The sequence below is a fragment of the Providencia sp. AGC89 genome (assembly GCF_053543535.1).
This window is the reverse complement of sequence record NZ_JBIXLP010000007.1, coordinates 30,271-45,525: the sequence shown is the minus strand read 5'-3', so window position 1 is coordinate 45,525 and position 15,255 is coordinate 30,271. Positions and strand designations below refer to the sequence as shown.

At 41.0% G+C, this 15,255-nt stretch carries 16 protein-coding genes; 11 read left to right on the top strand and 5 right to left on the bottom strand.

Annotated elements, in window-relative coordinates:
- Window positions 1-81 precede the first annotated feature (81 nt).
- The 5 genes from ACIPUA_RS02765 (at window position 82) to ACIPUA_RS02745 (ending at window position 5,688) form a co-directional block, all read left to right on the top strand.
- Window positions 82-633, top strand: a complete 552-nt coding sequence (locus ACIPUA_RS02765) for a VOC family protein (RefSeq protein ID WP_042844350.1) — start codon at window positions 82-84, stop codon at window positions 631-633.
- A 182-nt stretch (window positions 634-815) separates the two neighbouring features.
- On the top strand, window positions 816-1,577 hold the full coding sequence (cutC, locus tag ACIPUA_RS02760; RefSeq protein ID WP_042843912.1) for a copper homeostasis protein CutC: 762 nt from the start codon (window positions 816-818) through the stop codon (window positions 1,575-1,577).
- A 281-nt stretch (window positions 1,578-1,858) separates the two neighbouring features.
- Window positions 1,859-4,282 (top strand): DMSO/selenate family reductase complex A subunit, encoded by a 2,424-nt coding sequence (locus ACIPUA_RS02755; protein WP_449059249.1) that lies wholly within the window; start codon window positions 1,859-1,861, stop codon window positions 4,280-4,282.
- A 10-nt stretch (window positions 4,283-4,292) separates the two neighbouring features.
- Entirely contained in the window at window positions 4,293-4,910 is a 618-nt protein-coding gene (locus ACIPUA_RS02750; RefSeq protein WP_042843910.1) for a DMSO/selenate family reductase complex B subunit, read from the top strand.
- A 1-nt stretch (window position 4,911) separates the two neighbouring features.
- Window positions 4,912-5,688 carry a dimethyl sulfoxide reductase anchor subunit family protein gene (locus ACIPUA_RS02745; RefSeq protein ID WP_129465872.1) on the top strand — a complete coding sequence of 259 codons (777 nt, stop codon included), beginning with the start codon at window positions 4,912-4,914 and terminating at the stop codon, window positions 5,686-5,688.
- Window positions 5,689-5,751: 63 nt separating this feature from the next.
- Here the strand turns inward: ACIPUA_RS02745 and cmoB are convergent, their stop codons facing one another.
- The 5 genes from cmoB to ACIPUA_RS02720 form a co-directional block, all read right to left on the bottom strand.
- Entirely contained in the window at window positions 5,752-6,723 is a 972-nt protein-coding gene (cmoB, locus tag ACIPUA_RS02740) for a tRNA 5-methoxyuridine(34)/uridine 5-oxyacetic acid(34) synthase CmoB (protein WP_042843908.1), read from the bottom strand.
- A 2-nt stretch (window positions 6,724-6,725) separates the two neighbouring features.
- Entirely contained in the window at window positions 6,726-7,475 is a 750-nt protein-coding gene (gene cmoA / locus ACIPUA_RS02735) for a carboxy-S-adenosyl-L-methionine synthase CmoA (RefSeq protein ID WP_042843907.1), read from the bottom strand.
- A gap of 128 nt (window positions 7,476-7,603) precedes the next feature.
- Window positions 7,604-8,002, bottom strand: coding sequence for an MAPEG family protein (locus ACIPUA_RS02730; RefSeq protein WP_042843906.1), 399 nt, complete (start codon window positions 8,000-8,002; stop codon window positions 7,604-7,606).
- A gap of 149 nt (window positions 8,003-8,151) precedes the next feature.
- Complete coding sequence (locus tag ACIPUA_RS02725) at window positions 8,152-8,556, bottom strand: NUDIX hydrolase (RefSeq protein WP_042843905.1); 405 nt, start codon at window positions 8,554-8,556, stop codon at window positions 8,152-8,154.
- A gap of 98 nt (window positions 8,557-8,654) precedes the next feature.
- On the bottom strand, window positions 8,655-8,978 hold the full coding sequence (locus ACIPUA_RS02720; protein WP_042843903.1) for a DUF4377 domain-containing protein: 324 nt from the start codon (window positions 8,976-8,978) through the stop codon (window positions 8,655-8,657).
- Window positions 8,979-9,472: 494 nt separating this feature from the next.
- On the opposite strand from ACIPUA_RS02720, the gene aspS reads away from it, so the two are divergent.
- The 6 genes from aspS to ruvB all read left to right on the top strand — a co-directional run bounded on the left by aspS (window position 9,473) and on the right by ruvB (window position 15,058).
- Window positions 9,473-11,257 carry an aspartate--tRNA ligase gene (gene aspS / locus ACIPUA_RS02715; protein WP_042843902.1) on the top strand — a complete coding sequence of 595 codons (1,785 nt, stop codon included), beginning with the start codon at window positions 9,473-9,475 and terminating at the stop codon, window positions 11,255-11,257.
- A 9-nt stretch (window positions 11,258-11,266) separates the two neighbouring features.
- A complete protein-coding gene (gene nudB / locus ACIPUA_RS02710) occupies window positions 11,267-11,698 on the top strand; it encodes a dihydroneopterin triphosphate diphosphatase (protein WP_042843901.1) in 432 nt (143 codons plus the stop codon).
- A 31-nt stretch (window positions 11,699-11,729) separates the two neighbouring features.
- On the top strand, window positions 11,730-12,473 hold the full coding sequence (locus tag ACIPUA_RS02705) for a YebC/PmpR family DNA-binding transcriptional regulator (RefSeq protein ID WP_042843899.1): 744 nt from the start codon (window positions 11,730-11,732) through the stop codon (window positions 12,471-12,473).
- Between the two features lie 276 nt (window positions 12,474-12,749).
- Window positions 12,750-13,271, top strand: coding sequence for a crossover junction endodeoxyribonuclease RuvC (gene ruvC / locus ACIPUA_RS02700; protein WP_042843898.1), 522 nt, complete (start codon window positions 12,750-12,752; stop codon window positions 13,269-13,271).
- Window positions 13,272-13,413: 142 nt separating this feature from the next.
- On the top strand, window positions 13,414-14,031 hold the full coding sequence (gene ruvA / locus ACIPUA_RS02695; RefSeq protein ID WP_042843897.1) for a Holliday junction branch migration protein RuvA: 618 nt from the start codon (window positions 13,414-13,416) through the stop codon (window positions 14,029-14,031).
- Window positions 14,032-14,047: 16 nt separating this feature from the next.
- A complete protein-coding gene (gene ruvB, locus ACIPUA_RS02690; protein ID WP_042843896.1) occupies window positions 14,048-15,058 on the top strand; it encodes a Holliday junction branch migration DNA helicase RuvB in 1,011 nt (336 codons plus the stop codon).
- Window positions 15,059-15,255 lie beyond the last annotated feature (197 nt).

The window sequence follows — 15,255 nt, the reverse complement described above, 5'->3', positions numbered from 1 at the left end:
ATACCACATTTTAGGGCTCTCATGCTACAGTCTGCGCCATTGTTTAGGGGATTAGTTTTATTGAAAGGGGCTTTTGGCGTCATGAAATTGAGTGAAGTTTCACAATTACAAGATTTATGGGACGATTTACCTGTATTTAGGGATAAATTACAGCAGATGGCTGAGGAATTAAATTTATCCTTGTCATCATATCTTATTGACCATATCTCAGTACGTTGCCATCAGATTAACACCGCAGAACGTTGGCACCAAGGTTTAATGCAGTGCGCGCAACTGGTGTCAGATAACCTTATCAATGGCCGCCCAATACGTTTATATGAGCTAGCAGAGCCGATTAGTATTGCACAGCAGGATGTTTATATTATTGAGCTTCCATTCCCTAAAGATAAAATCTACCCAAAAGAAAGCTGGGAACATATTGAGATGGTCATTGATGTTGAGCCTTCACAATTAGAAATGGCAGCACGTGCTCTACTGCCAGACCCGCTACCTTATGGCTACAGGATCAAAGTAAGTCAACCCAAAGGCCAGCAAGAAAGGTTGCCTAATCCAACATTAGCAGTGTCAAATGGTGAGATAACGGTTAAATACCATCCATTTTCGCTAAAAAAGATAATTGAAAGTGAAAAATAAGTGATACAAGTAACGTTATTGATCAATAGTCCCCGTTAACTTTTCGGGGTGTGATATCCATCCGATAACATTCACTGATTAATGGCATTATTAATTCAAGTGTTAACGTTTAACATTATAACCCTACTGTTATTGTAGGGTATTTAAAGCATTAGCTTTATTGCCACTTTTTGGAGGTCATCATGGCAAAACTGGAAATTTGCTGTTTCGGGATCGAATGTGCCCAAGTGGCGCAAGAATATGGTGCGGATCGTATCGAATTGTGCTCTGGCGCCGCAGATGGTGGGCTGACACCAAGTTATGGTTATCTGAAATTAGCAAGGGAAAAACTTTATATTCCAGTTCATCCTATTATTCGTCCTCGGGGTGGTGATTTTTGTTATAACGTTAGTGAGTTTGATGTTATTTGTGAAGATTTAGTCATGATTAAAGAAATGGGGTTTCCTGGGGCAGTCGTGGGAGTCCTTGATACAGAGGGACGTATTGACATTAACCGAATGCAGGTACTAATGGAAATAGCACAGGGAATGAATATCACATTCCACCGCGCATTTGATATGTGTATCAACCCAATGCTTGGACTAGAACAGTTAAAAGAGCTAGGTGTTGCACGGATATTAACTTCTGGCCAACAACAAGGTGCAGAATTGGGCTTACCTCTCCTGAAAGAACTGCATGAAAAAAGCCGCCAGATGGATGGGCCGAAAATCATGGCCGGGGCTGGCGTTCGTTTAGCTAATTTAAGTAAGTTTATCGAAATAGGTTTGACCGAAGTTCATAGCTCAGCGGGTAAAACCGTCCCTTCAACGATGAATTATCGTAAAGTCGGTGTCACAATGGCATCAAATAGTGAAAGTGATGAATTTACTCATTATTGTGTTGATGGGCCAACGGTAGAAGCGATGAAAGACTTTATTTCTATTACAGAAAAAGCCTCTGCGTAGCTGATAATTTAAGGCATTCAACAATACGGTATTTAGGTGTTGTGTATAAGATAAGGAAAATCAATGAATTGGTTTTCCTTATTGCTTTTGCGCTTTTTAGCAGTTAATTCATTAATAAATACCGCTTAATACCGTAAATAATATGATTTATTTGCTATTAATGGTGTGATTATCGGTTGTGTTGATGCATATCAATTAACCATGTTTTTTATATGGCTACTATTTAATTACTATAAAAATACGATGTAATTCAATTTATAATAATAAAAGGTAGCAATGTAATGATTAACAATATCAGAAAAAAAGCGCTGAGTAGGCGGCAATTTATTCAAGCCTCTGCATCAGTCGCGACCACAACGGCCATTGTCAGTTCCATCACTTTACCTTTCTCTGCTCAAGCAACACCACCAGTTACCATTCAACCTGATGAAATCAATGAAACGATTAAATACAGCGCATGTTTAGTGAACTGTGGGAGCAGGTGCCCGTTAAAAGTGCATGTGAAGGATGATGTAATTACCCGAATCTCCAATGAGACTATGTATGATGACTCGCAATTTGGTTTACATCAAATACGCCCATGCTTAAGAGGGCGCTCTGTTCGTTGGAAAACCTACAACCCAGATAGACTGAAGTACCCGCTATTACGTACAGGAAAGCGCGGAGAAGGGAAATTTAAACGTATCACTTGGGATGAAGCAACAACAATAGTGGCACAAAAACTACGTTCTACTATTGATACTTATGGTAATGAAGCTATTTATTACCAATATGGTTCAGGCTCGACAGGAGCAAATTTACAAGGGCGTAATGCTTGTAAGCGCCTATTAAGCCAACTGGGTGGGTTCCTTGACCAACATGGTACCTATTCAACCGCGCAAATAAACGGTGTTATTCCCTATGTTTATGGGAAATTAGACGACTCACTGTTGTCTGAAATTGCGAATAGCGATTTAGTGGTGATGTTCGGTCATAATATTGCAGAAACACGCATGTCAGGTGGTGGGCAATTTTATGAAACCCTCCATGCATTAGAAAAAAGCAAAGCTAAAGTGATTATTATTGACCCACGCCGGACAGATAGTGTGACAACACTTGGCGCTGAGTGGATACCTATTTACCCCGGGACAGATGGGGCTTTGGTTGCTGCAATCATCCATACTTTAATTAAAGAACAGCTAACTGATGAGGCATTCTTAGCCCAATACTGTGTTGGTTGGGATAGCCAAACATTGCCTGAGTCTGCGCCAAAAAATGGCTCTTATAAAGATTATATTTTAGGCAAAGGTGATGATGGCATAGAAAAGACACCTGAATGGGCGAGCCGAATTACTGGCGTTTCAGCTACCCGTATTGTTCAACTAGCTCGTGAATTAGGGAATGCTAAAGCAGCGTGGATCTCTCAAGGTTGGGGGCTGCAAAGAACAGCGTCAGGCGAGCAGGCTTCTCGCGCAGTGATGATGCTGCCCATTGTTACGGGCCATATTGGCCGTCCTGGTACCAACGCTGGAGGATGGGGCGGTAATGTTGCTTATTCAGTGCCAGGGTTTGCTATTCCTAACCCAGTCAAGACTAAAATCCCTTGTTTTATGTGGACGGATGCCATTGCCCGTGGAACGGAGATGACAGCAACAAATTCGACGCTTATCGGTAAAGAGCGCCTCGAAACAAATGTAAAATTCTTATGGCATTACGCAAGCAATGTTACTGGCAATCAACACTCTGATTTAAATAAAACTCACAACATTTTGACGGATGAGTCTTTGTGTGAATTTATCCTTGTTTGGGACACACATATGACGCCATCGACAAAATATGCAGATTTGATCTTACCTGATGTCACGAGCGTAGAGTCTAATGACCTGATCAATAATTCCTATGCAAGTGGTGCATATCATTATGCAATTCGCCTGCAAAACGCGATTACGCCATTATGGGAGTGCTGCGAATCTTATGATGTACTGGCTGATATTGCGCAAAAACTAGGTATTAAAGAGCAATTTACCGAAGGGCGTACCCATGAGCAGTGGATTGAGTACTGCTACAATCAAATGCGCGAGAAAAACCCGCATTTACCGAAATTTGAAGAAACAAATGATATGGGGATTGTCGATAGAAAACTGGCGAATAGTGCGGACTATATTGCATTAAAATCATTCCGTGACTCACCAGAAACGGCTCCTCTACCGACACCATCAGGGAAAATTGAGATCTATTCAGAACGGTTAGCGAAGATAGCGAAAGAGTGGGAATACCCGTCAGACCAACGCATTCCAGCAGTACCTGAATATTGCGTAAATACAGAAGGTGTTGAAAACAAACAAGCTAAACAAAAATATCCGCTACAAATGACCGGCTACCATGATAAGGGCCATGCGCATTCGTCTTATTTTAATATTGCAATATTGCGAGAAGCGGTACCCCATCAATATTGGATTAACCCAATCGATGCTTCTGCTAGAGGGATCAAGGATGGTGATAATACCGAAATATTTAATGACCGCGGGCGAATGTATATCAAAGCTAAAGTCACTGAGCGTGTTTTACCGGGGGTTATTGCTGTTCCACAAGGTGCTTGGCGTGAAGTGAATGATGAGGGTGTTGATATTGGTGGATGTATTAATACATTAACCACCCAACAGCCATCGGCCTTAGTGAAGGGTAACCCTCAACATACTAACTTAGTTGACGTAAAACGTGCATAAGGAGTGATTGATGAAACAGTATGGTTTTTATTTTGACTCAACGAAATGCACGGGATGTAAAACTTGTCAGGTCAGTTGTAAAGATGAAAAAGATCTCGATTTAGGGCCTAAATTTCGTCGAGTCTATGAGTTCGGTGGTGGAAGTTGGCAGCAGCAAGATGGTATTTGGCAACAAAATGTCTATAGCTATTACTTATCCATTTCGTGTAACCATTGTTCTAACCCGACTTGTGTTGAAGGGTGCCCAACGGGAGCCATGCATAAGCGAGAACAGGATGGCTTAGTAGTCGTCGACCAAAGTGTTTGTGTTGGCTGTCGCTACTGCGAATTACGTTGTCCTTATGGTGCGCCACAGTACGATGAAAAGAAACATCTGATGAGCAAATGCGATGGTTGCTACGAACGAGTTGAAAAGGGGATGAAACCTGTGTGTGTGGAGTCTTGCCCTCAGCGAGCATTAGATTTTGACGATATCAATATACTTCGTGAACGTCACGGTAATATAAGTGGTATTGCACCTATGCCAAATCCTAATCTAACCAACCCTAATATTGTGATTAAACCGCATAAAGACGCGAAGCCTTATGGTGATACGAGCGGTAAATTACAAAACCCGGCGGAGGTATAACATGCACGAACTTCCTCTTGTATTTTTTACCGTATTGGGTCAGTCAGCAGCGGGTCTATATTTACTTGCTTATTTAAGTAAAAAGATAGGGATGGTTGATGAGTACCAATTGCGTAACGCCAATATAGTAGCTTTTATTACGATGATAATTGCGTTAGCTTTGGGGGCACTGCATGTGGGGCAACCTTTGCGCTTCTTTAATATGCTATTAGGCGTTGGCCGCTCACCAATGAGTAATGAAGCTTTATTGAGTGGTATTTTTGTCGCTTTTGGGGCTGCAACTTTACTGTTTACTTTATTTATTAAAAATAAAGCATTAAGTGAATTATGTAACATCGGCACGGTGATTTTTGGTTTGGCATTTGTATGGTCAATTCCACAAGTTTATAACATTGCCACAGTTGCTAATTGGTTTACTGTCTTCACAACCTTACAAATGTGGATGACGTTGCTAGTCGGTGGAGGGGCATTAGCCATTCTATTGGGTGCTCAGCGGTTAGGGGCTTTGGCCTTCCTTATTGGGGCAGTTATTATTTTTGCTACAAGAGCCGCTTATGTGTCATTTTTGGGTGAAACAGGGCCTGAAATTAGTGCGGAACAAGCGGGTTTTTGGAGCTTCCAACTGGTTGTTCTCGCATTGATGCTGTTTGTTTTCCCAGCACTTTTATACCGGGGACGGAATTCGACGGCGCTACTGGGTATTTGTGCAATAGCCGTGATCTTAGCAGAGTTGTCGGGTCGAATTGCTTTTTATAATTTATGGCAAATAACAATGTAACTTTCTGATAAATAACCATTAAAATAAACGCCTATGGGAAACTTCCCCTAGGCGTTTTTAGTTTTAAGGTTTGCGAGCAACTAAGATAGCGCGTAACGGTGCAGGATAACCTTCAATGGTTTTAGTTTGGTCATTAGGGTCTAAAAACTCCGCTAATGAATCTGTTCTCATCCATTGTGTGCGGCGCTGTTCTTCCAAAGATGTCACCGCTTGGTCAACAATACGTACATCCACAAAACCACATTTCTCTAACCAAACTTTGAGCATTTTAGCTGAAGGAATAAAGTACACATTGCGCATTTGAGCATAGCGATCACCCGGGATTAGACATTGGAACTCATCACCTTCAATGACAAGGCTTTCAAGGACCAATTCACCTTCGTTAACTAACTGATTTTTCAGTTGCCATAAGTGATCAAGTGGTGAACGACGGTGATATAGTACACCCATTGAAAATACGGTATCAAACGCGTTAAGTGCAGGGAGTTGCTCTATCCCTAGAGGTAATAAATGGGCACGTTGGTCATCCCCTAATAGTTTTCTGACTGCTTCGAACTGGCATAAAAACAGCTCTGTTGGGTCAATGCCGACGACAAATTTAGCTTGTTGTCCTAACATGCGCCACATGTGATAACCGCTTCCACAACCGACATCTAACACATAGCGGTCTTTTAACGACGAAATATGAGGCAAAACGCGATCCCATTTCCAATCAGAACGCCATTCGGTATCAATATTGACGCCATACAGTGAAAATGGCCCCTTTCGCCAAGGCATTAATTGCTCAAGGATATTATTTAAACGTCGAGTCTCACCGGATGTCAGTTCGGGCTCACGTGTGGCAGTGACACTGTTGAGTAAATCTAAATGTGTTGGTGTCATGACAGGTAAGTTATCTAACATTTTTTCCCATGAGGAAAAACCGCCATGTAAACCTTGCTTTTTCCATTCAGTAATTTGCGCTGGAAGGGTTTCAAGCCAATGACTTAAAGGGCCAACAGCGATTTGTTGGTAAAAACGACCAAAATCAATCATACTCAAGCCTCTTTAAGTGCTAGAAGTGAACCGAAATTAAAGCACTGGAACCAAACCTCACAGTGAGTAAAACCTGCATTTTTTAGGCGTTCTTTATGAGCTTCAACAGAATCTGTCAGCATCACATTTTCTAGCATGCTGCGTTTTTGGCTAATTTCTAGCTCACTGTAGCCATTTGCACGTTTAAAATCGTGGTGCATATTGAACAATAATTCACCGATTTTTTGATCCTCAAAATTAAATTTTTCAGAAAGTACTAAGATACCACCTGGTTGTAACCCCTGATAAATTTTATTCAGTAATAACTGGCGGTCATTCGGATTGAGGAATTGTAAGGTAAAATTGAGCACAACCATTGAGGCATTTTCGATATTGATATCTCGAATATCGCCTTCAATAACCTCAACCGGTGTATCTGCACGGTAAGCATCAATATGACGACGGCATCGCTCGACCATTGCAGGTGAATTATCGACTGCGATGATTTGGCTATTTTCGACGGTAATGTTGCGTCTTATAGATAAAGTGGCAGCACCTAGCGAACACCCTAAGTCATAGACTCGGCTGTGTGGCTTAACAAAACGACCAGCAAGCATGCCAATCATGGTAATAATATTTGAATACCCCGGTACTGAACGCTGGATCATATCGGGAAAAACTTCGGCAACTTTTTCATCGAATTGCCAATCACCAAGGTTAGCAATAGGTGCAGAAAAAAGGCTGTCTTTTTGGGTTGGGTCCTGACTTGACATAAGTTCTGTATTAATCAAAAACAAAAGTAGTGGGGGATTGTATCAGAAAGGCTGCTTTCTGAAAATCTATCCATATACCATGGAATAATGCGGCGGCACGTGAGTAAGTGCCGTATAGACGATAAAAATTAAAGATTAAACGAAACGATTTGTATCCATGGCAAATAATAAGTGTTTGCCATAACCATCAATGCCATAGCAAGGTAGGTTGCTACCATACCTGAACGGCGATATGTATAGTCATGGTTTTTTAAGCCATAGGAATGAAGTAAGCGACCCGCAATTAAGATAAGACCACAAACGTGGATCATCCAAACTTGTGCGCCGTTCATCTCCATAAAAAGTAACAAAATAAGGGAGATAGGGATATATTCGATGGCATTGCCATGAACACGGATTGCAGTTTGTAATTCATAAAAACCGCCATCACCATAAGCTATACGATATTGATTACGCAGCTTCACAACATTTAAAGATAATCTAAGTAGCAGTAAGGCACCTAGTACAGCGTACAAAGAGCTGACCATTTTTTACTCCACCATAAAACGAATCAAACTATGAAAACACCTAAAAATATAAGTTATAGTAATGTGTATTAACGATATTTTGTAAATTGTAATTCTTAAAAAGCCATAGGACAAATAAAATCACAACTTTTTTGGGTAATCATTCAATCTTATTTGATTAAACCATCTTGTTTTAATCGTTGTAAAATATGTACTGCTGTTGTGGAACAGCGTGATAAATCATGGCTATCAAACCAAGCGAGTTCAGCAATTTCAGCTGCAGGCTGCGGTTTGCCGTTATATTCGGCAAAATAACAACGAATACGGACTTGAGTGCCATCTTGCTTGCCATCCGCTAACCCAATGAATTCACCGTAAAAACGAATAGAGCTAGTGTCCAGTTTTAGTGTGAGTTCTTCATCAATTTCACGGCATAATGCTTGTTCATCCGTTTCACCAAGCTCTCTTTTGCCGCCAGGGATATAAAACAGCTGTTTGTTATGGGAGCGAACCATGGCAATTTTGCTTTGTGATAAGGCGATTAACCCCAGCTTATCAATAATTTTATCAGTCACAATGTCGTCACTCTTTTATTTTTTGATAATAAAAATTTGAAGTTTACACTGAGTAAAATCATTAAGCAGGGTAGAAACCCTAGCTTAATGATTAAACATTATTTTTTTTCAATGATTTTGACAAGTTCATAGCGAATGCTTGGGGCATCTGCTGGTGGGTTTGGCACATCAAACTGTTTCACTTGTAGGGTATAAGTGAAACCGGGTTGGTATTCAAAGCCTTGAATTGAATTATAAAATAATTGCCAGTCATCATTAGGGTTTTCTTTTACTTTCATACATTTCATTGGAGCAACGCCGACACAGTCAGCGAGTGAAGAATCGACATAAAATGTTTTGGTATTATCAGTATCTGCGGGTTTCACAGTTTGGCATCCTACAAGTAGCATAATTATGGATGAGGCAAGTAACATTTTTTTCATATGCAATCCTTAAACAGCAGATGATGATTAATTGAGCATTGATACAGTTTTCGATTATAGCAAACTGAAAAAGGTAACGATTCCTAAATAGAAAATTTTGTCACTAAAAATGGTGTTGCTGAATGACGATAGGTAATGAAATCAACAAAAGGTTGTTTTTTTATTCAATATTCCCTTGAACAGATAAAATAAACCTTTGTAGTAATATGTACATGGTGCTCATAGTCACTTAAAATCGAACAGATCATCGTGTGCTGTCTGCATGCCTAGTGATTTAATTTTAATGTTATTTATTGGTGGCATTAAAATTGATGAAAATATGATTAAAAACAAAATGGTTTACGCGATAAGTTAGATCCGTAACTATTTGTCTGACAGAATTTCCTGTATAATGTCTGCCTTTTTGACATTCTGAATTTTCAGCTCAATGTTCAGCAAAATGCCAAATTCCCGCAGCAAGCAAATGCACAACAAGCTGAGTAAAAGGATATTGTATGCGTACTAATTATTGTGGGCAGTTAAACATTGCTCATGAAGGCCAAAAGGTCACCCTTTGTGGATGGGTAAACCGCCGTCGTGACTTAGGTGGTTTGATTTTTATCGATATGCGTGACCGTGAAGGTATCGTACAAGTTTTTTTCGATCCGGATCGCAAAGACATATTTGAAAAAGCGTCAGAGCTGCGTAATGAGTTCTGTATCCAAATCACAGGGACAGTACGCGCGCGCCCAGATAGCCAAAAAAATAAAGATATGGCAACTGGGGAAATTGAAATCTTTGCTGAAGAGCTTGATGTTTTTAACCGCTCTGAGCCGCTACCATTAGATAGCAATCAAACGAATACAGAAGAGCGTCGTTTAAAATACCGTTATTTGGATTTACGCCGCCCTGAAATGTCTGAGCGTTTGCGTACCCGTGCAAAAATTACCAGTTTTGTGCGTAATTTTATGGATAAAGAAGGGTTTTTAGATGTAGAAACCCCAATGTTAACCAAAGCGACCCCTGAAGGCGCTCGTGACTATTTAGTCCCAAGCCGTGTACATAAAGGTAAATTCTACGCGCTGCCACAATCACCTCAACTGTTCAAACAGTTACTGATGATGTCTGGCTTTGACCGTTATTATCAAATCGTAAAATGTTTCCGTGATGAAGACTTACGTGCAGATCGTCAACCTGAATTTACCCAAATCGACGTCGAAACCTCATTTATGACCGCTGAGCAAGTGCGTGAAATCATGGAACGCATGATCCGTAACTTATGGTTAGAGGTAAAAGGGGTTGATTTAGGCAACTTCCCAATCATGACTTTTGCGGAAGCAATGCGCCGTTATGGTTCTGATAAGCCAGACCTGCGAAACCCAATGGAGCTGGTGGATGTTGCTGACATCGTTAAAGATGTTGAGTTTGCGGTATTTTCAGGTCCAGCAAACGATCCTAAAGGCCGAGTGGCTGCATTAAAAGTCCCTGGTGGTGCCGCAATGACACGTAAACAGATTGACGAATATGGTCAATTTGTAGGTATCTACGGCGCGAAAGGTTTGGCGTGGATGAAAGTCAATGAGCGTGCAAAAGGCCTTGAAGGTATTCAAAGCCCAGTGGCTAAATTCCTGAGCGAAGAGGTTATTAACCAATTGCTTGAGCGCACAGGTGCCGCTGATGGTGATATCATTCTATTTGGTGCTGGCGCGAAAAATATTGTCACAGATTCAATGGGCGCGTTGCGTTTGAAAGTTGGTCGCGACTTTGAAATCACCAACTTAAATAGCTGGCAACCGCTGTGGGTGATTGACTTCCCAATGTTTGAAGAAGATGGTGAAGGTGGTTTAACTGCTATGCACCACCCATTCACGTCACCGAAAGACTTCACTCCAGAAGATCTCGCTAACAAGCCAGAAGAAGCAGTTGCCAATGCTTATGATATGGTAATTAATGGTTATGAAGTGGGTGGCGGTTCTGTTCGTATTCACCGTAATGAGATGCAACAAACTGTATTTAGTATTTTAGGTATTAATGAAGAAGATCAGCGAGAGAAGTTTGGTTTCTTATTAGATGCATTAAAATATGGTACGCCACCACATGCAGGTCTTGCATTTGGTCTTGACCGTTTAGTGATGTTGCTAACTGGGACTGATAACATCCGTGATGTTATTGCGTTTCCAAAAACAACGGCGGCAGCATGTTTAATGACAAATGCACCAAGCTATGCGAACCCAGAGGCTTTAACTGAGTTAGCCATTGCCGTCGTTGCAAAAGACCTAGAAGTAAAAAATGAAGAGTGATAACGCCGAATGAAAATCTATAAGCGCCCAGAATCGGTATTAGTCATTATCGTGGCTAAAAATAGTGGTCGGGTGCTTATGTTAAGGCGTAACGATGATCCAGACTTTTGGCAGTCAGTAACGGGAAGTCTGGAATCTAACGAAACGCCGTTTGAAACGGCGTGTCGTGAAATTAAAGAAGAAACAGGTTTTGACGTCGAACAAAATCCGCCACAAGACTTATTTCATAGTATCATTTTTGAAATTTTCGCGCATTTCAGGCATCGTTATGCACCAGATGTATCACATTGCAAAGAGCACTGGTTTAAACTAGTTCTCGATGAAGAACAAATGCCATTACTGACTGAACATACTGATTTTCGTTGGTTGACGCCGCAAGAAGCCGCCAAATTAACCAAATCATGGAGTAACAGTCAGGCTATTTTAGAATTTGCTATTTAATTTATTGTATTGACGTTTTTGGAGATATTTCATGGCAGGTCATAGTAAATGGGCCAATACCAAGCACCGTAAAGCAGCCCAGGATGCGAAACGCGGTAAGATTTTTACAAAAATTATCCGTGAATTAGTTACAGCAGCCCGTTTAGGTGGTGGTGATCCCGCAACTAACCCACGTTTACGTGCAGCTGTAGATAAAGCGTTATCAAATAACATGACTCGTGACACCTTAAACCGTGCAATTGCACGTGGTGTGGGTAATGATGATAACGATAATATGGAAACAATCATTTATGAAGGTTATGGCCCTGGTGGAACAGCGGTTATGGTTGAATGTTTAAGCGATAACCGTAATCGTACCGTTTCTGAAGTGCGTCATGCTTTCACTAAAACCGGTGGTAACTTAGGGACGGATGGCTCTGTAGCCTATCTGTTTACTAAACGTGGTGTGATCACTTATGCACCGGGTGTTGATGAAGACGCCTTGATGGAAGCGGCATTAGAAGCGGGTGCCGATGACGTAGAAACTTACGATGATGGTGCGATGGATGTGTATACGACGCCAGAAACTTTCGGTGAAGTAAAAGACGCACTTGATGCCGCGGGTTTTACTAGCGAAGCCGCTGAAGTTTCAATGATCCCATCAACAAAAGCGGAGTTGGATGCAGAAACAGCGCCAAAACTGTTACGACTCATTGATATGTTAGAAGATTCTGACGATGTTCAGGAAGTTTATCACAACGGTGATATTTCTGACGAAGTTGCAGCGACACTGTAAAAAGTGAGGTGTTTTATTACACTCGCTACAATTTAAGACATATCCGCGTAGAGAAAGCGGGCTGTTGCAGCCTGTTTTCTCTAACGCCTTCCATGATATCCCTTCTTTTATTCGCTATACTTTTCAATACTGATAACTTAATTTATTTTTACATATATGCTTGGCTAATATTATGATGTTCAAATAGCTATTTAATTGAAATTGATAGTATTATGCAGCTAACCAGAACAATAAATTATGATGTAATTAATATAAAGAGGCATAAATAGATTTTATATGGCGATTATATTAGGGATTGATCCCGGTTCAAGAGTCACCGGTTACGGTGTTATTCGCCAACAAGGCAGGCAACTGCTGTATTTGGGTAGTGGTTGTATTCGGACTCAAGTTGATGATTTACCAAGTCGTCTGCAACGAATTTACGCGGGTGTCTCGGAAATTATCACTCAATACCAACCTGATATATTATCAATTGAACAAGTTTTTATGGCAAAAAATGCGGATTCAGCTTTAAAACTTGGTCAGGCGAGGGGAGTTGCTATTGTTGCTGCAGCCAATGCAAATATCCCTGTGTTCGAATATGCGGCACGGCAAGTAAAGCAGACCGTTGTCGGTACAGGTGCTGCTGAAAAAAGCCAAGTACAGCATATGGTTAAGTCTATACTCAAGTTGTCAGCGAACCCTCAGTCTGATGCGGCTGATGCTTTGGCAATTGCGATCACCCATTGCCATTTTAATCAAAATTTACTGAAAGTTGGAGACCCACGACTGGTGTTAACGCGCGGGCGATTGAGGTAGTTTACTGCTCTTCAAGTAACTTTTTAATAATAAATAGCTTCTCAGCTGGATATGCATCCAGCATTTTTTATGGTATAAACAGCAGTATTAATAATAGCAGGCTAAATTGGTCGAATTTTAGACGATAACAGAGGGGCTCAATGTGATTGGTCGTTTACGTGGCATTGTATTAGAAAAACAACCACCAATAGTATTATTAGAGTTGCAAGGGGTTGGCTATGAAGTCCATATGCCAATGACGTGCTTCTATGAACTACCAGATATTGGCCAAGAAGCTATTGTTTTTACTCACTTTGTAGTTCGTGAAGATGCCCAATTATTGTACGGTTTTAATGATAAGCAAGAAAGAGCGCTATTTAAGGAATTAATTAAAGTCAATGGTGTTGGTCCAAAATTGGCTCTGGCGATTTTATCGGGTATGTCCGCCCAACAATTTGTTTCAGCAATAGAACAAGAAGCAATTGCATCACTAGTGAAACTTCCCGGTATTGGTAAAAAAACCGCAGAACGCTTAGTGGTTGAAATGAAAGACCGCTTTAAAGGCCTTAATGGGGATCTGTTTAATCAAACAAGTGATATCAATCTTCCTAATGTTAACAGTAAACAGCCAAGCACTGCGGATATTGAAGCTGAGGCAGCGGCAGCCTTGATTGCTTTAGGTTATAAACCGCAAGAGGCCAGCCGCATGGTCAGCAAAGTAGCTAAACCTGGTAGTGATTCAGAAACATTGATCCGTGATGCCTTACGTGCAGCACTCTGATTGAGAGACTATTAATATGATTGAAGCTGATCGCCTAATTACCGCTGAAGTGTTGCAGTCAGATGAAGAAGCTATTGACCGTGCGATCAGGCCTAAGCTGTTGAATGAATACATTGGTCAGCCACAAGTTAAAAACCAAATGGAAATTTTTATTCAAGCAGCCAAAATGCGGGGGGACGCACTCGATCATTTATTAATATTTGGGCCACCAGGGCTGGGTAAAACAACGCTTGCAGGGATTGTCGCAAATGAATTAGGAGTGAATTTACGTACCACATCAGGTCCGGTCTTAGAAAAAGCAGGCGATCTTGCTGCTATGTTGACTAATCTTGAACCCCATGATGTGTTATTTATTGATGAAATTCATCGGCTTTCGCCTGTTGTTGAGGAAATTCTCTATCCTGCCATGGAAGATTACCAATTAGATATCATGATTGGTGAAGGCCCAGCTGCACGTTCAATCAAAATTGATTTACCACCTTTCACTCTAATTGGGGCAACTACACGTGCTGGGTCATTAACTTCTCCGTTAAGGGATCGCTTCGGTATTGTGCAACGCTTAGAGTTTTATCAAGTGGACGACTTACAGCATATTGTTAAAAGAAGTGCACAATACATGGGGTTAGATATCACCGAAGGTGGTGCTCATCAGGTAGCCATGCGCTCAAGGGGGACTCCACGCATAACAAACCGTTTGTTACGTCGTGTACGGGATTTCGCACAGGTTAAAGGTGATGGGTCTATTGATGAACAGATTGCTAACCAAGCACTAGACATGCTAAATGTTGATGCCGCAGGGTTTGATTATTTGGACCGTAAATTATTAGTCGCAATTATTGATAAATTTATGGGGGGGCCGGTTGGCGTGGATAACCTTGCCGCAGCTATTGGTGAAGAACGCGAAACAATAGAAGATGTACTGGAACCTTATTTGATCCAACAAGGCTTTATCCAGCGTACACCTCGAGGTCGCATGGCAACAACACATGCCTACAATCACTTTGGTTTGTCTCCGAAAGAGGTTTAATTACTTTTTTCACGGTTGGGGAAAGCTAAATAACAGGTAGTTTGCAAGCTTGATATACGGTTGTAAATAACGACAAAGGCATAAACGGGCATGTTCACAGAGTATCAATATTCTGTTTAAACTTAAATTATTCGTTATATTATTAATAATTTATGCCTTATTCAATTCTACGACCTTGGCAAGTAGCAAGGTCTTAG